Origin of the sequence: Pedobacter sp. Leaf170 (assembly GCF_920984665.1) — a bacterium.
GTDB lineage: Bacteria > Bacteroidota > Bacteroidia > Sphingobacteriales > Sphingobacteriaceae > Pedobacter.
On record NZ_CAKLBP010000001.1, the window covers coordinates 478,197 to 498,088 of the forward strand.

The following is a 19,892-nucleotide window of genomic DNA, read 5'->3' on the forward strand; positions in this document are numbered from 1 at the left end:
TTTTTTACTGTGACCTTCTTTTGCAAATACTTTGTAATTAAAGGGGATGGCAGCGGTATCTCCCGATTTTTTACCGAACAATCGGCACAAAAATAGCATCGGGGATTTATTGCCCGCCTGCCGGACGGGTAGGAACAGCCCGACTGAATTATCCGATGGGTTTTGACTTACCTTTCCAAATCATTTTTGAGGCAATTACAAATAAAACATTGTTAACTTTGCGCATAATCCATTGAAGAAAATGGTGTAACCCAAAATGAAATGATTGAAATAGGTAAATACAACGAACTAAGAATTTTAAGTAAAACAGAAGCCGGTTTAAACCTAACAGATGGCGATAAATTGGTGCTCCTTCCCTACCAATATGTTCCGCAAAAGGCAGAAATTGGCGATAACTTAAACGTTTTTGTTTACATACAGAAAGATGGACGTTTAACCGGAACAACTCAAAAAGCTTATGCTGAAGTCGGCGATTTTGCTTTCTTAAAAGTTGTTTCTGATGGTGAAGATGGTGTCTTTATGGATTTAGGTATTGATAAAGATGTTTACGTGCCGCAGCGAGAGCAAAAAAGACCAATGCAAAAAGGCTACAAATACGTTGTATATGTTTATCTGGATGAGAATAACGACAGACTGTTGGCATCATCTAAACTTTACGATTATGTAGAAGAGGAAGATTTTGATTTTGAAGAGGGCGATGAAGTAAGTTTATTAATTACTGAAGAAACTGATTTAGGTTTTAACGCAATTATTAACAATACTTACATCGGTTTACTTTATCATAATGAGGTTTTTGATAATTTACAAGTAGGCGAACAACGTAAAGGCTGGATTAAAAAAATACGTGTTGAGGGTAAAATTGATTTAACCTTACAACCAAGTGGTTACGGCCATATTCTCGACTCGAAAGAGTTGGTTTTACGAGAATTAAAAAAGAGTGGTGGTGTAATTGAGTTAGGCGACAAAAGCACGCCCGAAGAAATTTATCATCGTTTTCAAATAAGCAAAAGCGCTTTCAAAAAAACCATCGGTTCACTTTATAAAGAACGTTTAATTGTACTTTCTGATGATTCTATTCGGTTAATTACCGATGAAGACGCTGATTAATATATTTTTTTAGCCACAGATTTACAGATTATTATCTTTAAATCTGTGGCTAATTTTAACCGAAAAAGCTAGTTCAAATTATACTTTTCCTGCTGAACTTTTACAGCGTTTGATGCTGAAACAATCCCCACAATCAGCGCACCGATGGCTATTGCAAGGATAACCTGAAACGTTGAATAAACTTTTGTACCAGAAACAAATATTTTTGAATCATTTATAAGCTCATCACCAACTTCAGTCTGGATTTTAATTAGCGATGATAGTTTATTTAAAGATTGATTAAAACTGTTTCTTCCAGTGGCAGTATAAAGCGCTAATCCTTCTGCTGGCTGAGCAAGGCAAATTTTACTTTCAACATTATTTTGAACCATTAAAGCTTTTTTTAGCTCGGTTAAGAAACTTTTCTCTTGCTTTACCAATACCGTTAATTCATATTTATTAATAACAGAATCGATGTTAGAATTGAGCTGTCGTATTTGCGTTAAACCAGAATTTAGTTGACTATCATTATTCAAAATATTCTGTAACAATGCATTTTTTTGATGAAGCTGTTCTGCTATAAAATATAAATCTGTAGCCGGAACCAACCTGTCTTTATACATTGAGATGAAAGATTCGTTTATTTTTTTTACACTCTTATCTTCTAAAAACCGGATAAGCAAAGTGCAACACATAATACAGAATAACAAAAAAGCTATTTTTATCTTATTCTTGAGTGAAAATGCAAATTTCATAACACTATTTGGTTAAAATATTAAGGTAAGAGTTTTTTAATTAACTTTTCACCACGTAAATCACCAAAGAAAATCTAAGTTTTAAGTTTTAAAATAAAAGCAAAAAATCTGTTAATCTGTGGCTTTATAATTTCACTACCTAAGGCACCTAAAAAAATATAAGTTTTAAAATAAAAGCTAAAAATCTGTTAATCTGTGGCTATATAATTTCACTACCTAAGGCATCTAAGAAAATATAAGTTTTAAAATAAAAGCAAAAAATCTGTTAATCTGTGGCTTTATAATTTCATCACCTAAGGCACCTAAAAAAATATAAGTTTTAAAATAAAAGCAAAAAAATCTGTTAATCTGTGGTTTTACAATTTCACTACCTAAGGCACCTAAGAAAATATAAGTTTTAAAATAAAAGCTAAAAAATCTGTTAATCTGTGGCTTTATAATTTCACTAACTAAGGCACCTAAGAAAATATAAGTTTTAAAATAAAAGCAAAAAATCTGTTAATCTGTGGCTTTACAATTTCATCACCTAAGGCACCTAAGAAAATATAAGTTTTAAAATAAAAGCCAAAAAATCTGTTAATCTGTGGCTTTATAATTTCATCACCTAAGGCACCAAAAAAAATATAAGTTTTACAATAAAAGCTAAAAAATCTGTTAATCTGTGGCTTCACAATTTCACTACCTAAGGCACCTAAAAAAATATAAGTTTTAAAATAAAAGCCAAAAAATCTGTTAATCTGTGGCTATATAATTTCATTACCTAAGGCACCTAAAAAAATATAAGTTTTAAAAATAAAGCAAAAAAATCTGTTAATCTGTGGCTTTATAATTTCATCATACAAAGAAATATAAGCTTAGATAACCTTAAGTGGTAAAAAGAAAATTCAAATTAATCTGTGGCTACCTAAACTAAAAATAATCCTCTTGTGCAGTTTTAGCGAAAAGCAATGGCGAAAAGTTAACTAAGTATAACTCTTGTTTTGCCCTGGTAACGGCCGTGTAAAGCCATCGAAGAAAATCCAAATCAATCATTTCATCGGTTAAATAACCTTGGTCGGCAAAAACAGCTTCCCATTGTCCGCCTTGCGCTTTGTGGCAGGTAACCGCATAAGCAAATTTAATCTGCAAAGCATTATAAAACGGGTCTTGCTTTATCGCAAGCATGCGTTGCCTCTTATTTGCAATGTGCTCGTAATCTTCATTTAAACCATCAAAAAGCTTTTTATTTTGCTCATAGGGTAAATTGGCAGTTTCTATATTTAGTGTATCCAACATCACTTTACAACTAACCTGTCCTGCAGCAGGGAAATCCATAAACTCAAGTGTCGCATCAGCAAAGCGGAAACCATACCGCTCCTCTTCGCCCCTAACGCGTATTACTTTAGCCATATCGCCATTGGCAATAAAAGCAGTTTCATCATTATCCGGAAGCCAAAAATAATTATTACGCACCACCATTATTTGGTCGCCCCCGGTAAGTTCCTCTTCGCGGTAAAGCAATCTCGAACGTATTTGCTGGTTGTAAACATTTGCCGATTTATTCGATCTGCATACCACCAGGGTATTTTCCATACCAAACTTCCGGTAGGCATACTCCAAACCCTCAACCAACCTGGCACCAGCCATATTGTAAATATCCTTATAGTTCTTAGTTAAAAATTTTGGCAGCGGATTTTCAGGATTCTTACTAATTTGATTCCGAAGCATGGTTGCATTAGCCAAAATGCCCGATTTTTTACCTTGCCTAACTACTTCTCTTAATTCGACAGAACTTATGGTTAGGGCAAATTTATCTTTTAAATATTGTTCGTTTAAAGCCGGGCTATCCAAGCTGCCCACTGGCGGTAGCTGCGCTGTATCGCCAACAAAAAGCAAAAAACAGTTCTTAGAATTATAAACAAATTCCAGCAAATCCCTTAAAATAGAAGAGCCGGTTTCATTAAATTCGTCAGCTATCATCGAAGCCTCATCAATAATAAAAATGGTATTTTCTGATAGATTTGGAGCAAGCTGAAACTGCATCTCGGGCGATGCCGCAGAACGTTTTCGGTATATTCTTTTGTGAATGGTTAAAGCCTTTCTGTACGAATATTGGCTCATCACTTTCGCCGCACGGCCAGTTGGCGCCAAAAGTTCGCTACGCAGGTTAAATTTTGCCAAAACCTTAACCAAAGCGGCAACCGATGTAGTTTTACCCGTACCGGCATAACCCTTCAACACAAAACACTTATACTCATCATCTTCTTGCAAAAACACCGACATCCGCTCGCAAAAAAGTAGTTGTTCTTTAGTTGGTGGGTGTTGGTAAGCTTCGGCAATAAGTTGACTTTTATCTATGTACATCGATTTTGTTTAATTGTTTAACTGGCAAATTTTGTAATAGTTTTTAGAAAAATTTTATGAAAAGCAATTGCATTGCTAATCGGTTCCGATAGCCCGTCTTTCCGCTAAATCCCCGATGTAAAATCGGGGGATGCCGCTACAATACGGTTTAGATTGCAAAGATAGAATCTCTTTTTAAGGTTAGCTCCTGCAAAATGTATAAGCTAACACAAAACTATATAATAAATTATGCACTAAGATTGCTTCGTACCTCGCAATAACGACTTTCAATTACAACAACAGCGTTTCAATACGATGTGCCATTACAATACTTTGTTTTTCGCTCCAGCTAAATATAGTAAAATGCCCATCCTGCGAAGCTACTAAACCAATAGATTGAGGTTGGTCGTTAATAAACTGCGCTACCGAAAAATGCCTTGTACCACCCAATTGTCCGGGAAAAAGAATTTTATCCTCACCACCAATAATAGGCTCCGAAAATGCAATTTGCTCTACCGTGGGTTTACCTTTCGCCCTACCTATTTTAGCGCCAAAAGCAATTAAATCAAAATCTTCATCAATTATAGTAGCACCATCAACGGCCGTTAAACCGGCTAAGTGCTCCACCTCTCGCCTTAAGGCACCCTGAGAAAATATTTCAGTCTGATTTCCACCTTGCTTGGCAAGGTTTGCTAAACCCGAAAAAGGTGTTTGTATTAAATATTGAATGGGATGTATAATTGATTCCGCCCACTTTTTATCGCCTTTTGGCACAATTAACAATGCGCCACCCCTTCCATGAGAACGCATTGAAACGGCAAACTGAATTAAGATGTTTGTCGGGTCGTTCCAGCTGGCTAAAACTGTCAAATCCAGCAACGCTTTTAAAATCGGCGGACAATCTCTGTTCATACAGCTCGTATCATCAACAATTCTAATTTGTTCACCTTTTAAAACTGCAACATTGGTAAATTTGCCAATACCGTAAATTCTTCTGTGTTTTATCACAATCAATCCAGGCTCAGAAACATCAACCACAAAGCAAAAGTTCGGAATGTTTAGTGTGGTTCCCCAAATGTAGAGCTCACCATCTTCCATCCAAACGCCTAAATGTATTCCCGAACGTTCTATACCCGGAGCAATTTTGGTTAAAGTATTTGCATTTAAAGTTAGCTTTTTGGCAAAAAGCAATGGATTAGAGGTTTGCTCTGGAGGCAAAAATGCAATAGAAATTCTAGGAGAATGCCCTTCTTCCTTCCTTAAACTACTCCAGAAAGCGACATCAATTAAAGCTTCAATGGTAAATTTATCTGGTTGCGATGCTAAATCTTCCTCACCCTGTTCAATTGCATTTTTATGTAAGCGAATAAAATGTTGCTCAATTGTGCCTGCAATTGTATTTGCCGCTTTATAGGTAGGTTGGTAGCTCATGTTTCGAATTTAAGCTGAATTTTTTAAATTTTCATCCACCCAAAAGTTTGAATTTGGTAAAAAGATTTTGTTAATTTTTAACTGCAGGTATACACAGATTTTAAATATAACATTAACAATGCTTCTATAAAAAATTTGCTACAGAAACACAGAAATCAACGAATATAAAACATCAACTTTCATGTTAATCCGTGTGTTACGTGGTAAAAATCTGAATAGGCCTTGAAAAAAAGAGTTGCCACGGAAACACAGAAATTACGGAATATAAAATATCAATTTCCGTGTCAATCCGTGTTTCCGTGGCAAAAATCTGAATAAGCCTTGCAAAAAAAAAGTTGCCACATTAACACAGAAATCAACGAATATAACTTCAACTTCCGTGTTAATCCGTGTTTCCGTGGCAAAAATCTAAATAAGCCTTGCAAAAAAAAAGTTGCCACATTAACACAGAAATCAACGAATATAACTTAAACTTCAGTGTTAATCCGCATTGCAGTGGCATATTTTATAACTTACACACCCAACTTCATTTCCTTTGCGAAAAAACTTTGCGCTCTTTGCGGTTAATCTCTAAAAAACTCTATTTTTGTTTCAATGAGTAAAAACAGTCTTTTATTGGTCAATCCTAATTTTAAAGCTGAAGCATCTGCAAACTGTCACTTATTATTAAAAATAACCAACGACAGTTTTTCTTATGCCTTGGTTGATAAAAATTCCGGTGCGATAAATGCGATATTTGATAAACAAGGCTGTAAATCAATTGAAGAGGAGCTTAAGGCTGCATTTGCAAATGATACCAATCTGAGCCTAAATTATGCTGCTGTAAAGGCTGCAATCCATACTTCACATTTTATTTTTATTCCCGATGAATGGTTTGATGGTGAAAATCTGGCCGTTTATGCTAAATACCTGGGTTCTGAGGATAAAGTGTATTCAACTCAGAACGCATTAGGCTTTAATACAATTTTTTGCCTGGATGAAAAGGTCAAGCAAAGCTTGCCAGAAAAATCTTTAATTTTTCCGCAATCAGAACCTTTAATTGCTTTGTTTAAGCATTTGGCTGATGAATCTTTATTAATTGATTTTACTGCGCTTTCTTTTAACGTTCTGTACGTAAAGGATAAAAAAGTGGTCTTCCAAAACCATTATCAATCAGAAACTGCAGATGAGTTTAATTATTTTCTGCTATTAATAATTGAGCAATTAAATTTAGATGACAATGTTCCGGTTTACCTTCAAGGTATTATCAATGAGGATGATGAACACTATAATTGTCTGCTCAAATATTTCAATAATTTATACTTCTTTTTACCAGCAGCAAAGCAAAATAACGAATTGCTTGCTGATATGCCGCAGCATTATTTCAGCGGTCTTCTTGCTTTAGATTTATGCGAATAATTGGTGGAATGTTAAAGGGAATCCGCTTGCAGCCGCCTGCTAATTTGCCGGTTAGGCCAACAACCGATATGGCAAAGGAAGCGCTGTTTAACATCTTAAACAATAGATTTGATTTTGAAACCTGCAGCGTTTTAGACCTTTTTTGTGGAACAGGAAACTTAACTTTCGAATTTGCTTCACGTGAGGCAGAAAGAATTTTAGCCATTGATATGGATTACGGCTGCGTGAATTGGGTTAAAACAACCGCAACAAAATATGATTTTAAGCAAATTGAGGTGCGTAAAGGGGATGTATTCAAGCTTCTGAAACAAATGACTGGCAGTTATGATTTAATTTTTGCCGACCCACCTTACAACATGCCAAACATTCCACAAATTCCGGTAATGGTAGAAGACCAAAAACTGCTTAAACCAGGTGGATTGCTTGTGGTGGAACACCAAAGTAACATGAAATTAAACAGCCAGCCAGGTTACAAAGAAACGCGTAAGTACGGAAACTCTTCTTTTAGTTTTTTCGAATTTATTTAACTGAAAAGTTAGCAGAGTTTTTCGCAATAAAACTAAGGTTTAAGGTTTACACCTAAGGGCCGTCATTTAATTAGTAGGCAAGCTTTGCGCTTTAACCTTTCTGCTTTCCACCTAAAAATATATATTTGAATTATGAAAATAGCGCTGTTTCCAGGTTCATTTGATCCAATTACCATTGCTCATGTAAATATTTTACAACGTGCTACACCTCTTTTTGATAAAATTGTAATTGGTATTGGTTTAAATAGCTCAAAGCAAAATTTTCTTACTGCCGAGCAACGCTTAAAAATTCTGGAAACCGTTTTTACCGGCTACAAAAACATAGAAATTAGAACCTACGAAGGTTTAACTGTTGATTTTTGTCGCAAAATAAACGCTACTTACATGGTTCGCGGTATTCGCTCCGCATCAGATTTTGAATACGAAAGAGCTATAGCTCAAATCAATCAAACGATGATGCCTGAAGTAGAAACCATATTATTATTAAGCAAACCTGAATATTCTGCAATTAGTTCTACAATTGTAAGAGATATTCTAAGAAACCATGGCGATGTAAGCCCATTTGTACCTAAAGAAGCTCTAGGTTTTTTATAGTAGATATTTTTTTCTGCGTAAATGTAACGTTTTCGGAAATCGATTACTTATAGAGTATATTTTACATAAATCTATGAATACTCTAATCTCAAATATTTTTACCGAAGCAAATTTCTTTCTGAGTAAGATTAGTTCAATTCTTTAAGCCAAATAAACGACTTAGATGAAGGAAACTGAAAGCACATTTTTAGCTCTGATAAATCAGCACAAGGCGATTATACATAAAATTTCAAAGATGTATATGAAAGATTTGGAAGAGCAGCGTGACTTATTTCAGGAAATAATAATGCAACTATGGAAAGCTTACCCATCCTTTAAAGGCAAAAGTAAATTCTCTACCTGGATGTATCGTGTTGCCTTAAACACGGCTTTAATATACTTTAAAAAGGATAATCGAAAAGTGGATAAATCGCCTTTGGATGAAAATATTGATATAATAGACACCGATGAAAGCGAATTAAAGGAGGAAAAGTTAGCCTACTTATACAAAGCGGTTAATGAATTAAATTCTGTAGAAAAAGCACTGATTTTTTTGTTTTTGGAAAATCAATCGCACAAAGAAATTGCTGAGAACTTAGGCATTAGCGAAGTAAATGCTAGAGTGAAACTTAATAGGACAAAAGAAAAATTACAATTCATTATAAAGAAAAATGGTTATGAATTTTGACGATTTAAAAAAAGAATGGAGTGCCGATAGTGGTCAGGAAATAAACATTTCGGGAAACATGCTTAAAATAAAACAAGCCCGTACACCAATCGATATCATTAGAAGAAAAATGAAACACGAATTTAATTACCAAATTGCTGCAATAATTATTTTAGCGCTATTCCCGTATCTATTTGGTTTATCTGATGAAATGAAAATGATATACTTCGTATTTTACACCATTATTTGTGGTTTTACGGCTTACTATTTTGTTAAGTTTTTTAAGTTCTATAAAAACGCTTATGACATGAGCATGGACAGCCGAAAAAATATTTTGTGGTTTTATTATGAAATGAAAATGAATATTGAACTCTACAAAGCTTTAACCTACATAATCACTTTTATAAGCGTATCCTTTTTCGCTGTCTATCTGGTTATGGAAAAAACATCCATTTATTCAAAAATCATGACTAATATTTCACCCATATACTTGCTTATAAATTGCTTTGTTTCCATTTTAATTATTGGTGTTATTACCGAACTTTGGGCGTGGCGCTACTATGGTAGATATTTAAAAAGACTTAAAAAGGTGGTTGATGAGTTAGATTACGAGGATTAAGACTGTTTTATCACAAACAGATTATTCATGGCCAAACGATTGAAATGGTAGGTCAAAAAAACTGACATAAAATTTAAAACTTCACAATCTGTCGCTTAACCCACGATTGAAATCGTGGGTTATAAAACTGGCATAAAATTTAAAACTTCACAATATGTCGCTTAACCCAAAATTTCAATCATGGGCACAACCTATCTTATAAAATCCCACCGGCACGTAAAACATCCATAATTGATGGAAAAGTATTTTTTACAATTGGTGAAAGGTGTTTTTTGTCGAGCCAAACTGCATCATCAATCCCCTCTTCTTTTTGAGGTATTAATTTAGGTTCGCCTTTTACCCTCATTTTATACCAATTGGTTTTTTTAATTACCATTTTGGAGCCACTTGGATATACGTGGTACGTTCTGCATAGTTTTTCTTCACGTTTTAAAATTTTTACACCACACTCTTCCTCAACTTCCCTAACGGCAGTTTCTTTCATATTTTCGCCATCTTCTAATTTACCTTTTGGCAAATCCCACTTCTTATTTCTAAAAATAAAAAGGTAGTTTCCATTGGCGCTTTCTACCAAGCCACCAGCAGCTTTAATTATCTCACAGTTCTTTTTAAGCTTTTTAAAAGTTTCTTTAGGGTTTTTAGTTAAGAAAATGTAGCTTTTTTTAGACCCATTTTTTAATTTTTTGTAAAATATTTCTAAATCAAAATCCTGAATTTCAAGCTGTTGAATCTTTTCCTTTTGTTCAGGTAAAACATCTGATATAAACAAAGTGTTATCGTTAATATAAATTCTGTAATTTTGGGCCATGTATAATAAAAGTGATATTGAATTAAAGGTAGCGGAATTTTTATTACAAATAAAGGCAATTAAATTACAACCTAATAATCCTTTTACTTGGGCATCGGGTTGGAAATCGCCAATTTATTGCGATAACAGAATTACCCTCTCTCACCCACAGGTAAGAACTTATATTCGCCAGAAGTTAGCACAAGCTATACAAGAAGAATTTGGAGCAGTTGATGTTATTGCGGGTGTTGCTACAGCCGGAATTCCACAAGGTGTTTTAGTGGCTCAGGAATTAGGTTTACCATTTATTTACGTACGTGCAAAAGCTAAAGAACACGGCACCGGAAGCTTAATTGAAGGCGAAGTTGTAGAAGGACAGCGTGTAGTTGTTATCGAAGATTTAATTTCGACAGGAAAAAGCAGTTTACAGGCTGTTGAAGCATTAAGAAACGCTGGTTTATCTGTTGCTGGCTTGGCTGCAATTTTTACTTATGGTTTTGAGCAAGCTGATGAAAATTTTAAAGCAGCTAAATGTCGTTACTTAACATTATCGAATTATGGTGCACTAATTGAGTATGCTGCAGAGCATAGCATTATTGCAAAAAGCGATATGGAATTATTAGGCAAATGGCGTTTAAATCCATCTGAATGGGGTCAAAACAAAATTGTAAATTCATAGTCATAGTATAAAAATCCCTAACCTAAATATTTATTAAATGACAATTATCGAAAGCGCTGTAGAAGTTAACAAGCCTGTAAATGAGGTTTATGCTTTTCTCTCAAACATGAATAACCACCAACAGTTAATGCCCGAAAACATTTACAATTGGGAATCTACTGAAGATGATGCTCGTTTTACAATTCAAAACATGGCAAAATTAGCCATCAAAATTTCGAGCCGTATTGAAAACCAAGAGCTTACCGCAATTCCTTCAGAAAAAGCACCTTTTGATTTGGAGTTAAAGTGGACAGTTAGTGATAACGGTAATGGAACAACAACTGCTAAACATATTATTTCTGCTGATTTAAATATGATGATGAAAATGTTAGCTTCTGGTCCGTTGCAGAAATTAGCCGACCACCAGACAGAAAAACTAAAAGAAATTTTAAGATAGAATATTGTTTGAATTGAATAATTGGTTAATTGTTTTAACTGGTTAACCGAGCAGACAACAAACAACCTAAAAAAGCATCTGCAAATAAAGCGCAGATGCTTTTTTTATGCGTTATGGTTTTTTCTTTAATAGATGTAGAAGCCAGGCCACCTAAACCCAATTGAAGCGGCATCTTTTTGTTGTGAACGTGGGCTTAACTGATGGGCAACAAAAAATATAGCGGAAATTGGGACTGCTTAAACAAAGTAGTGTTGAACTTACTTTTCCAAACAAAAACAAGACAAATTTTCATGCTAAATTACACATAATCAGCAATTTAGACAGTAACATATAATTTGTACCGACAAAATTTCCGATTTAATAAGCAAAGTTGCTGTGGCATTTGTTTTGATTAAAACGGTTATATGAACTTCAACAATTATACAATAAAAGCCCAGGAAGCAATTCAACAGGCTTCTGAAATAGCCCAGGGCAACCAGCAACAGGCTATTGAAACGGCACACCTTTTAAAAGGTTTGCTTACTGTTGATGAAAACGTGGTTTCTTATGTTTTAAAGAAATTAAACGTAAATCTTAGTGTTTTAAATCAAAACTTAGATGCAGAAATTTCGAGGTTTCCAAAAGTGAGTGGAAGCAACGTTTACCTGTCATCAAATACAAATAATGTTTTACAAAAAGCGCAATCATTTTTAAAAGAATTTAAAGATGAATTTGTTTCTGTAGAACATCTTTTACTTGGCATATTAGCCGTTAATGATAGCACAGCTAAATTGCTAAAAGAGCAAGGTGTAAACGAAAAAGACTTAAAAAAAGCAATTACAGAGTTGCGTGGCGACAATCGCGTAACCGACCAAAATGCGGAGGCTACTTACCAGGCTTTAGGGAAATATGCCCGTAATTTAAACGAATATGCAGAAAGCGGAAAGTTAGATCCGGTTATTGGTCGCGATGAGGAAATACGCAGAGTAATCCAGATTTTATCTCGCAGAACGAAAAATAACCCTATTTTAATTGGTGAACCCGGCGTTGGTAAAACGGCAATTGCCGAAGGTATTGCTTTTAGAATTATTAAAGGCGATGTGCCCGAAAACCTGAAAAGCAAAACCGTTTACTCGTTAGATATGGGTGCTTTAATTGCCGGCGCTAAATACAAAGGTGAATTTGAGGAGCGTTTAAAAGCGGTAGTTAAAGAGGTTACGCAGAGCGATGGTGACATCATTTTATTTATTGATGAGATACATACTTTGGTTGGCGCCGGTGGCGGAGAAGGCGCAATGGATGCCGCAAATATACTTAAACCGGCTTTAGCTCGTGGCGAATTACGTGCTATTGGGGCAACTACTTTAGATGAATATCAAAAATATCTGGAAAAAGATAAAGCGCTTGAACGTCGTTTTCAGAAAGTGATGGTTGAAGAGCCGGATACGCAGGATGCAATTTCGATTTTGCGTGGCTTAAAAGAACGTTACGAAACCCACCACAAAGTGAGGATTAAAGATGAGGCCATTATTGCTGCTGTAGAAATGAGTCAGCGGTATATTGCCGACCGCTTTTTACCAGATAAAGCTATTGATTTGATGGATGAGGCGGCTTCGAAACTTCGCCTGGAAATGGATAGCGTACCTGAAAACGTTGATGCTCTGGACCGCGAAATTATGCGTATGGAAATTGAGCGTGAAGCCATTAAGCGTGAAAAAGATGATAAAAAGGTTAAAGAACTTACAGAAGATATTGCAAATTTATCCGCAGAGCGGGATGAATTAAAAGCAAAGTGGCAAGGTGAAAAAAATCTGGTTGATAATATTAACAATCAGGTTGAGCTTATTGAGCAATATAAACTGGAAGCCGAACAAGCCGAACGTGCCGGAGATTATGGAAAAGTAGCAGAAATTCGCTATGGTAAAATTAAGGAGGCACAAGATACCTTTGAAAAGCTTAAAGCAGATTTAGAAAGCCAGCAGAGCGATAGCCGAATGCTTAAAGAAGAAGTTACAGCTGATGATATTGCTGGCGTAGTTGGCCGCTGGACAGGTATTCCGGTTACAAAACTAATTGCCAGTGAACGCGAAAAATTACTGAATCTTGAGGCTGAATTGCACCAACGTGTTGCCGGACAAGATGAAGCAATTGAAGCGATTTCTGACGCGATACGACGCTCTCGTGCAGGTTTACAAGATAAACGCAAACCAATTGGCTCTTTTATTTTTTTGGGTACAACAGGTGTTGGTAAAACAGAATTGGCAAAAGCATTGGCAGAGTTTTTATTTAATGATGAAAATGCGCTAACCCGCATTGATATGAGTGAGTATCAGGAGCGCCACGCTGTTTCGAGGTTAATTGGTGCGCCTCCGGGCTATGTGGGTTACGATGAAGGTGGGCAATTAACGGAAGCTGTTAGACGTAAACCTTATTCTGTTGTTTTATTGGATGAGATTGAAAAAGCGCATCCGGATGTATTTAACATTTTACTACAGGTTTTGGATGATGGCCGTTTAACGGATAACAAGGGCAGAACGGTAAATTTCAAAAATACCATCATCATCATGACTTCAAACATCGGAGCACACTTGATTCAGGATAACTTTAAAAACCTGGATGATGAAAACCGCGATGAAGTTATAGCAAAAACTAAAAATGAATTGTTTGAGGTTTTGAAACAAACGATTCGGCCGGAGTTTTTAAATAGAATTGATGAACTGATAATGTTTACCCCATTAAATCGAAGCGAAATTAGAAATATTGTTTCACTGCAATTTAAACATGTTCAGCAAACTTTAGCCGAAATGGGCATAGAAATGGATGCCTCGGCAGATGCTTTAGATTGGTTAGCACAATTAGGTTACGACCCTCAGTTTGGTGCAAGACCGCTTAAACGAGTAATACAGAAGCGAATTTTGAACGAACTTTCTAAAGAAATATTAGCTGGAAAAGTTGATAAGGATAGCAAAATCAAACTCGATATGTTTGACCACAATTTTGTATTCTTGAATCAGAAGGCATAATTAAAAATAAATTATAATTGTAAAGAGGCTGTTAATTAACAGCCTCTTTTTTTTGATGATATATGTCTCGTCATCTCATGTGAAAAAATATTTAATTCGCTTCTTTAACAGAATCTTTTAATCAAAACCAGTTACAACCATAAGTTGTAAGAAATTGTTAGCTTTGCGGCTTAAATATTTATCATGAAAAAAATGAAAAAGATTATTACAAGTTTATTTTTATTGGTACTGGGTTATACGCAAGTAAATGCACAGATTGATGCATACACAGGTAAAGACGATTTAAGATATCAGATTGGTGCGAGCTTCCAAAAATGGGGAACCGGAATTGTTACCTCTTTAGATTATGGTTTAGGGCCAAGTTTTTCTATCGGGGCACAAGCTGGTTATATTTTAGGTGTTAAAAAGTTTGTTGGTATTGATAAACCTGGTTTTGGCGATAGATTTGATTTGAAAGCAAGATTTAATGCAAATTTAGGTAGTGTAATTGGCTTACCAGCAAATGTAGATGTTTATCCTGGTTTAAACCTTGGTTTAAAAAACTTTGGCGGTCATGTTGGCGGTAGAGTATTTTTTTCTAAAGGTTTTGGCCTTTTTGCCGAAGCTCAATTTCCAATTGCAAAATATAATGCCGATGCCATTGGTTACGAAAGATTGAACAACCAATTTACGGTAAACGCCGGTGTAGCTTTCGATTTAGGTAAATAACCATTAAAAATCATCCCTATTTATTATTTCTTCGTTTCTATATTTGGAAGAAAGCCTGTTAATAAACCAATTAACGGCAAAAATGCACAAATATTAAAAACGTATTCGATGCTTGTTCTATCGGCCAATTTACCCAATAAGGCCGAACCTATACCACCCATCCCAAAGGCGAAACCGAAAAATAAGCCTGCAACCAAACCTACCTTTCCGGGAATTAATTCTTGAGCATAAACTAAAATTGCAGAGAAAGCTGAGGCTAAAATCATCCCGATAGGAACAATTAAAACACCAACCCAAAATAAATTTGCATGAGGCAATAAAAGCGTAAATGGCGCCGTACCTAATATTGATGCCCATATTACGTATTTCCTTCCTATTTTATCCCCTATTGGCCCGCCCAACAAAGAACCTGCTGCCACAGAAAATAAAAATATGAACAAATAAAGTTGCGAGGTTTTAACCGATACATCAAACTTATCTATCAAATAGAAAGTAAAATAGTTAGTTAAACTGGCCATGTAAAAGTATTTCGAGAAGATTAAAAACAACAAAATACTCACAGAAAAAATAATTTTTTTCCTCGAAAACTGATTTACAACCGTTTGGATGGTGGATTTTTTACTTCGTGATAAAACAAAACCTTTGTACCAATTACCAACGTAGGTTAAAATTACAATCGCTAAAAAAGCAATTGCCGAGAACCAGATAATGCTCATTTGTCCGTGCGGTACAATTATCCAGGCGGCCAACAAAGGCCCAAGCGAGCTACCGGCATTGCCACCCAATTGGAAAACAGACTGCGCTAAACCTCTTTTTCCGCCAGATGCGGCTTGTGCCATTCGGGAAGCTTCGGGATGGAAAATAGAGGAACCGATACCGATAAACGAAACCGAAATCAGCATCGTGTAAAAATGCGTAGACTGAGATAAGGTAACTAAACCAATTAGGGTGAAACCCATACCAGTAGCCAATGAATATGGTTGCGGCTTTTTGTCGGTATATAAACCAACAAAAGGCTGTAATAGCGATGCTGCTAATTGAAACGTTAACGTAATTAATCCAATCTGCGAAAAACTTAAGTGATAGTTCGTTTTTATTACAGGATAAATTGCTGGAATTAAAGATTGTATAGTATCATTTAGTAGATGCGAAAAGCTTAAGGCAAAAAGAATTGGGAAAACTGTTTTTTCTATACTTGTTTTTGTGGGGGATGAATCTATCATAAAATGAGCGGTTATTGCAAATATAGGCAATTACGCTTTTTAGTTGTTAGATTGCAATAAACTTTTAATTGCTTTATTTAGTTTAAGAAATATGGAAAAGAAAAGAAAAATTGTTGGCTTATGTGGTAGCCTTAGGAAAGATTCATACAATGCAAAGCTATTAAAAGAAGCTGGCAGTTTTATTCCTGAAGATATTGATTTTGAAATTGTAGGTTTTAATGATGTTCCGGTTTATAACGGAGATATTGATATTCCTGAAGTTGCCGAGCGACCAGAATCGGTTAATAAGTTTAGAGATGCACTTGCCACTGCTGATGCTTTTATAATTTCCTCGCCAGAGTATAACTTCTCTATTCCCGGAGGATTAAAAAATGCTATAGATTGGGCCAGCCGAGGAAAAGATGCTCCTTTGATGCATAAACCTGTAGCCTTAATTGGAGCAACGCAAGGCATGTGGGGAACAGTTAGAATGCAAACTGCTTTCTTACCGGTTTTTACTTTTTTAAACATGAACCCGGTTTTACAGCCAGAGGTTTTGATTGCCCAAGCTCAAAATAAATTTGATGAAAACGGAAACCTTACGGATGAGAAAACGTTAAGTCTTATCAAAAGAAAAGTTGAAAATTTAATTTCAGCCTCTAAAGTGTAATTAGCTATCCCAAAAAAACCTGCCACAATAGACCTGTAACAATCTGACATTTATACAAAAAAAGTCAGATTGTCAATAGCTGTCATGACCGAAAATTAATCAATTGATTAATTTTCGGTCATGCTAAAATAATATTGATTTTATATCAAATTTATATCTGTTTACTAATAAGCATGTTAGCTATAACCTGATTTTTTAATGACTTTAAGCAACAATTTTGGCACAAGTGTTGACTTTTAGCCAAATATAGTCAGAAATTAAAAAAGTAAAAATATGGCTATTTTTTAAACAAATAAATAACAAAAAAGATGAAAAAACTATTATTATCATTAGTAGCAGTTGCAGGTTTAGTGTACAGTGCTAATGCACAAACAGAAAAAGGTAAAGTAATTTTAGGCGGTAGTGTTGGTTTCAACTCAACTAAAGTAGAAGGTGCTGCAAAATCAGACGTTAGTTTTAATATTATACCAAGTATTGGTTATTTTGTAGATAACAATTTCGCAATCGGTACAGGTGTAGGTTATCAATCAAATAAAGAAGTTAGCCGCTTATCGCAAAATGAAGCGTTTGTAGTTGCTCCTTTCGGTCGCTATTATGTTGGTTTATCAGATCAGTTTAAATTTTTCGGACAATTATCTGTGCCAATGGCTTTCGGTTCAAACAAAGTTGTAGCTGCAAATGGCGATACGGGTGCTAAAGTTGCCTCAACCACATCAATCGGTGTAAACGTTGCACCAGGTTTTGCGTTTTTCCCAACTAAAAGAATCGGTATCGAAGTTTCAGTTAATGGTTTAGGTTACCAAAATTTCCAGGCTAAAAATGAAGCGAGCGGTGCTAAAGTAACTACAAACTCTTTTGGTTTAGAAGCTGATACATTTGCGCCTAAATTAGGTGTAATGTTCCACTTTTAGTATTTAAAAATAAATTCAACAAAGAAACCACAGGTTTTCAGGTGATATAAACATCTTCGAATCTGTGGTTTTTTTTATTTCAAAGTTAAGCCACAGATTAAAAGATTTAATTGTGCTACTATTTCTGGCTTTGTCCAAACTAATAATCATGAAAAAATATTAGCACCTTGTCATCGTTACCGGAGTCGAAGGAGCTCTGTAAATCTGTGGCTAAAATTAGTTGCCACGGAAACACAGAATACACGGAAATCAAGCTACCTCTTATAGATCTGTTCATCCTGAGCAGAGGCCAGGGAAATCTGACGATCTGTGGCTTGAAAAAAGCGAGAAACTATTTCTTTTCCCTTATTGCTTTAAATTCAGAGCCTTCCTTCCATTTCGGATAATGGCTTTCATTGCTCAGCTTATAACCTAAATCAAACACCAATCTAATATCTTCCACAATACCTGATAAATCCCAGGTATTTGCATCAAAATTATCTTGCGGCGAATGGTAACGGTTTTTTGTAAAATCGGCAACTTGCTTCAAACCCCATTCCCTTCCATTTTTAATATTATCTACACCAGAACCTGTAAATAGAGATGGCACACCAACTTTCGCCAGATTAAAGTGATCGGAACGATAATATAATCCCGATGAAGGAACCGGATCTGGTACAATTACCCGATTTTGTTTCTTTGCCGATACTGCTGCATAATCTTCCAGTTCAGATTGACCAAAACCGTAAACCACAATATCTTTGGTTTTGCCGGCAAGCCCCATCATATCCATATTTATATTTGCAATTGTCTTATTAAGCGGAAACGTTGGGTGTTTTGCATAATATTCAGAACCTAATAAACCTTGTTCCTCTGCTGTGTAAGAAATGAAAACAATACTTCTTTCCTGAGTTTTAGGTAGTTTTTTAAATGCTGTCGCGATTTCAAATAAAGATGCCACACCGGTAGCATTATCTACAGCGCCATTATAAATAGAATCGCCCTGAACCTTTTCGCCCACACCCAAATGATCCCAATGTGCCGAATAGATAATGGCTTCATCTTTACGCTTATTGCCCGGAATTGTCGCAATAACATTGTAGGTTACAGATTTTTTAATCTTATTTTTGACAGTTAGCGAGGTTGTAGACTTTAAATCAACGGCTTTGAAATCTTTTTTTCGGGCCATGCCCGCTAAAGTTTCGAACGACTGTCCGCCTAAAGCAAATAATTTCCTAGCTATATCCAAACCAATCCAGCCCTCAACAACAGTTCTGTTCATACCATTATCTGGCGATTGTAGCTGAAGCTTCGATTTCGACCAGCCACTTCTAATTACTGTCCACGGGTAAGCTGCCGGCTCTGTATCATGTATAATTAAAATGCCTGCTGCACCTTGTCTGGATGCTTCCTCAAATTTATACGTCCAGCGGCCGTAATAAGTCATGTTTTTGCCTTTAAACAAAGTCGAATCTGCAAAGCCAGGGTCATTTATCAATACTACAACGGTTTTCCCTTTTACATCAAGGTTTTTATAATCATTCCATCCGTATTCTGGCGCTACAATTCCGTAGCCCGCAAATACCAAAGGCGAATTTTTTATACTAACTTCTTCTTGTACTCTACGAGAACCTGCCACGAACTCGGTTAAGTAATTTACGGTTAGTGTTTTTCCTTCCGCCTGGAAAACCATTTTATCTTCCGGAACAGACTTTATTTCTACCATTGGCACTTCCTGAAAATAACTATCGCCATTACCGGGTTTCAATCCCAATTTTTCAAATTCACGTTTTAAATAATTAATGGTTTTCGTTTCGCCCATGGTAAAAGGCTTTCTACCTTCCAGGCTATCTGCCGCAATAACCGATAAATATTGTGTTAAAGTCGTATCGTTAATGGCTTTTATTGCTAAAGAATCTGGAGCATCTGCACTGGTTTCAGAACTTTGTTTACAAGCCGAAAAACCAATAGCCAAAGCCGAAAGGTAAATCAAGGTTTTCTTCATAAAAAATAATTTGAAGGTAATTTATAAAATTTTGGGCATTCTATCTTGCAAATTTGTTTTGAAGCGCATGTTCAGATGCCTTTGTCGATGGTTAGTCCTGCTATTCATTAAAAGTCCTCTCCCGAAGAAAAATCG

Annotated in this window: 19 protein-coding genes; 12 read left to right on the forward strand and 7 right to left on the reverse strand. The window is 35.5% G+C overall.

The genetic code is table 11. The features are described 5' to 3' along the window. Nucleotides 1–261: 261 nt before the first annotated feature. Nucleotides 262–1,107 carry a S1 RNA-binding domain-containing protein gene (locus LUA90_RS02165; RefSeq protein WP_231459996.1) on the forward strand — a complete coding sequence of 282 codons (846 nt, stop codon included), beginning with the start codon at nucleotides 262–264 and terminating at the stop codon, nucleotides 1,105–1,107. Between the two features lie 68 nt (nucleotides 1,108–1,175). Here the strand turns inward: LUA90_RS02165 and LUA90_RS02170 are convergent, their stop codons facing one another. The 3 genes from LUA90_RS02170 to LUA90_RS02180 form a co-directional block, all read right to left on the reverse strand. Further along, the gene (locus tag LUA90_RS02170) at nucleotides 1,176–1,841 is read right to left on the reverse strand and encodes an MCP four helix bundle domain-containing protein (RefSeq protein WP_231489937.1); all 666 of its coding nucleotides are present in this window, start codon (nucleotides 1,839–1,841) and stop codon (nucleotides 1,176–1,178) included. 909 nt (nucleotides 1,842–2,750) lie between these two features. Continuing rightward, a complete protein-coding gene (locus tag LUA90_RS02175) occupies nucleotides 2,751–4,184 on the reverse strand; it encodes an ATP-dependent RecD-like DNA helicase (RefSeq protein WP_231459995.1) in 1,434 nt (477 codons plus the stop codon). A 270-nt stretch (nucleotides 4,185–4,454) separates the two neighbouring features. Further along, nucleotides 4,455–5,594 carry a putative sensor domain DACNV-containing protein gene (locus LUA90_RS02180; protein ID WP_231459994.1) on the reverse strand — a complete coding sequence of 380 codons (1,140 nt, stop codon included), beginning with the start codon at nucleotides 5,592–5,594 and terminating at the stop codon, nucleotides 4,455–4,457. A gap of 594 nt (nucleotides 5,595–6,188) precedes the next feature. Here LUA90_RS02180 and LUA90_RS02185 point away from each other — a divergent pair. From LUA90_RS02185 to LUA90_RS02205, 5 genes are all read left to right on the forward strand, one after another. Next, on the forward strand, nucleotides 6,189–6,992 hold the full coding sequence (locus tag LUA90_RS02185) for a DUF3822 family protein (protein ID WP_231459993.1): 804 nt from the start codon (nucleotides 6,189–6,191) through the stop codon (nucleotides 6,990–6,992). After that, nucleotides 6,983–7,519 carry an RsmD family RNA methyltransferase gene (locus tag LUA90_RS02190; protein ID WP_231459992.1) on the forward strand — a complete coding sequence of 179 codons (537 nt, stop codon included), beginning with the start codon at nucleotides 6,983–6,985 and terminating at the stop codon, nucleotides 7,517–7,519. The genes LUA90_RS02185 and LUA90_RS02190 overlap by 10 nt, the downstream gene beginning before the upstream one ends. A gap of 132 nt (nucleotides 7,520–7,651) precedes the next feature. Beyond that, nucleotides 7,652–8,113, forward strand: coding sequence for a pantetheine-phosphate adenylyltransferase (gene coaD, locus LUA90_RS02195; RefSeq protein WP_231459991.1), 462 nt, complete (start codon nucleotides 7,652–7,654; stop codon nucleotides 8,111–8,113). A 163-nt stretch (nucleotides 8,114–8,276) separates the two neighbouring features. Beyond that, complete coding sequence (locus tag LUA90_RS02200; RefSeq protein WP_231459990.1) at nucleotides 8,277–8,780, forward strand: RNA polymerase sigma factor; 504 nt, start codon at nucleotides 8,277–8,279, stop codon at nucleotides 8,778–8,780. Continuing rightward, nucleotides 8,770–9,378: a hypothetical protein gene (locus LUA90_RS02205; RefSeq protein ID WP_231459989.1), complete on the forward strand. Its 609-nt coding sequence runs from the start codon at nucleotides 8,770–8,772 to the stop codon at nucleotides 9,376–9,378. The genes LUA90_RS02200 and LUA90_RS02205 overlap by 11 nt, the downstream gene beginning before the upstream one ends. A gap of 196 nt (nucleotides 9,379–9,574) precedes the next feature. On the opposite strand, the gene LUA90_RS02210 is transcribed toward LUA90_RS02205, so the two are convergent. Continuing rightward, nucleotides 9,575–10,186, reverse strand: a complete 612-nt coding sequence (locus LUA90_RS02210) for an NUDIX hydrolase (protein WP_231459988.1) — start codon at nucleotides 10,184–10,186, stop codon at nucleotides 9,575–9,577. On the opposite strand from LUA90_RS02210, the gene pyrE reads away from it, so the two are divergent. Both pyrE and LUA90_RS02220 read left to right on the forward strand, forming a co-directional pair. Then, the gene (pyrE, locus tag LUA90_RS02215) at nucleotides 10,185–10,844 is read left to right on the forward strand and encodes an orotate phosphoribosyltransferase (protein ID WP_231489938.1); all 660 of its coding nucleotides are present in this window, start codon (nucleotides 10,185–10,187) and stop codon (nucleotides 10,842–10,844) included. The two genes, LUA90_RS02210 and pyrE, sit on opposite strands and share 2 nt — an antisense overlap. A gap of 37 nt (nucleotides 10,845–10,881) precedes the next feature. Next, nucleotides 10,882–11,280 carry an SRPBCC family protein gene (locus LUA90_RS02220; protein ID WP_231489939.1) on the forward strand — a complete coding sequence of 133 codons (399 nt, stop codon included), beginning with the start codon at nucleotides 10,882–10,884 and terminating at the stop codon, nucleotides 11,278–11,280. Nucleotides 11,281–11,314: 34 nt separating this feature from the next. Here the strand turns inward: LUA90_RS02220 and LUA90_RS02225 are convergent, their stop codons facing one another. After that, on the reverse strand, nucleotides 11,315–11,452 hold the full coding sequence (locus LUA90_RS02225) for a hypothetical protein (protein WP_231489940.1): 138 nt from the start codon (nucleotides 11,450–11,452) through the stop codon (nucleotides 11,315–11,317). A 232-nt stretch (nucleotides 11,453–11,684) separates the two neighbouring features. Between LUA90_RS02225 and clpB the strand changes: the two genes are divergently transcribed. Continuing rightward, nucleotides 11,685–14,282: an ATP-dependent chaperone ClpB gene (gene clpB, locus LUA90_RS02230; RefSeq protein ID WP_231489941.1), complete on the forward strand. Its 2,598-nt coding sequence runs from the start codon at nucleotides 11,685–11,687 to the stop codon at nucleotides 14,280–14,282. A gap of 192 nt (nucleotides 14,283–14,474) precedes the next feature. Then, entirely contained in the window at nucleotides 14,475–14,990 is a 516-nt protein-coding gene (locus LUA90_RS02235) for a DUF6646 family protein (RefSeq protein WP_231489942.1), read from the forward strand. Between the two features lie 23 nt (nucleotides 14,991–15,013). Here LUA90_RS02235 and LUA90_RS02240 read toward each other — a convergent pair whose 3' ends face one another. Then, on the reverse strand, nucleotides 15,014–16,213 hold the full coding sequence (locus tag LUA90_RS02240) for an MFS transporter (protein ID WP_231489943.1): 1,200 nt from the start codon (nucleotides 16,211–16,213) through the stop codon (nucleotides 15,014–15,016). Nucleotides 16,214–16,304: 91 nt separating this feature from the next. On the opposite strand from LUA90_RS02240, the gene LUA90_RS02245 reads away from it, so the two are divergent. Further along, nucleotides 16,305–16,862: an NADPH-dependent FMN reductase gene (locus tag LUA90_RS02245; RefSeq protein WP_231489944.1), complete on the forward strand. Its 558-nt coding sequence runs from the start codon at nucleotides 16,305–16,307 to the stop codon at nucleotides 16,860–16,862. A 308-nt stretch (nucleotides 16,863–17,170) separates the two neighbouring features. After that, nucleotides 17,171–17,773, forward strand: coding sequence for an outer membrane beta-barrel protein (locus LUA90_RS02250; protein WP_231489945.1), 603 nt, complete (start codon nucleotides 17,171–17,173; stop codon nucleotides 17,771–17,773). A gap of 331 nt (nucleotides 17,774–18,104) precedes the next feature. On the opposite strand, the gene LUA90_RS02255 is transcribed toward LUA90_RS02250, so the two are convergent. Continuing rightward, nucleotides 18,105–19,757, reverse strand: coding sequence for a M28 family metallopeptidase (locus LUA90_RS02255; protein WP_231489946.1), 1,653 nt, complete (start codon nucleotides 19,755–19,757; stop codon nucleotides 18,105–18,107). Nucleotides 19,758–19,892: the final 135 nt, after the last annotated feature.

Excerpts from the sequence above, each read along its gene's own strand:
- coaD (WP_231459991.1), top strand. The coding sequence starts at position 7,652 with ATGAAAATAGCGCTGTTTCCAGGTTCATTTGATCCAATTACCATTGCT.
- LUA90_RS02165 (WP_231459996.1), top strand. The coding sequence starts at position 262 with ATGATTGAAATAGGTAAATACAACGAACTAAGAATTTTAAGTAAAACA.
- pyrE (WP_231489938.1), top strand. The coding sequence starts at position 10,185 with ATGTATAATAAAAGTGATATTGAATTAAAGGTAGCGGAATTTTTATTA.
- LUA90_RS02200 (WP_231459990.1), top strand. The coding sequence starts at position 8,277 with ATGAAGGAAACTGAAAGCACATTTTTAGCTCTGATAAATCAGCACAAG.
- LUA90_RS02235 (WP_231489942.1), top strand. The coding sequence starts at position 14,475 with ATGAAAAAGATTATTACAAGTTTATTTTTATTGGTACTGGGTTATACG.
- LUA90_RS02255 (WP_231489946.1), bottom strand. The coding sequence starts at position 19,757 with ATGAAGAAAACCTTGATTTACCTTTCGGCTTTGGCTATTGGTTTTTCG.
- clpB (WP_231489941.1), top strand. The coding sequence starts at position 11,685 with ATGAACTTCAACAATTATACAATAAAAGCCCAGGAAGCAATTCAACAG.
- LUA90_RS02240 (WP_231489943.1), bottom strand. The coding sequence starts at position 16,213 with ATGATAGATTCATCCCCCACAAAAACAAGTATAGAAAAAACAGTTTTC.
- LUA90_RS02175 (WP_231459995.1), bottom strand. The coding sequence starts at position 4,184 with ATGTACATAGATAAAAGTCAACTTATTGCCGAAGCTTACCAACACCCA.
- LUA90_RS02205 (WP_231459989.1), top strand. The coding sequence starts at position 8,770 with ATGAATTTTGACGATTTAAAAAAAGAATGGAGTGCCGATAGTGGTCAG.
- LUA90_RS02225 (WP_231489940.1), bottom strand. The coding sequence starts at position 11,452 with ATGCCGCTTCAATTGGGTTTAGGTGGCCTGGCTTCTACATCTATTAAA.
- LUA90_RS02250 (WP_231489945.1), top strand. The coding sequence starts at position 17,171 with ATGAAAAAACTATTATTATCATTAGTAGCAGTTGCAGGTTTAGTGTAC.
- LUA90_RS02245 (WP_231489944.1), top strand. The coding sequence starts at position 16,305 with ATGGAAAAGAAAAGAAAAATTGTTGGCTTATGTGGTAGCCTTAGGAAA.
- LUA90_RS02185 (WP_231459993.1), top strand. The coding sequence starts at position 6,189 with ATGAGTAAAAACAGTCTTTTATTGGTCAATCCTAATTTTAAAGCTGAA.
- LUA90_RS02170 (WP_231489937.1), bottom strand. The coding sequence starts at position 1,841 with ATGAAATTTGCATTTTCACTCAAGAATAAGATAAAAATAGCTTTTTTG.
- LUA90_RS02220 (WP_231489939.1), top strand. The coding sequence starts at position 10,882 with ATGACAATTATCGAAAGCGCTGTAGAAGTTAACAAGCCTGTAAATGAG.
- LUA90_RS02180 (WP_231459994.1), bottom strand. The coding sequence starts at position 5,594 with ATGAGCTACCAACCTACCTATAAAGCGGCAAATACAATTGCAGGCACA.
- LUA90_RS02190 (WP_231459992.1), top strand. The coding sequence starts at position 6,983 with ATGCGAATAATTGGTGGAATGTTAAAGGGAATCCGCTTGCAGCCGCCT.
- LUA90_RS02210 (WP_231459988.1), bottom strand. The coding sequence starts at position 10,186 with ATGGCCCAAAATTACAGAATTTATATTAACGATAACACTTTGTTTATA.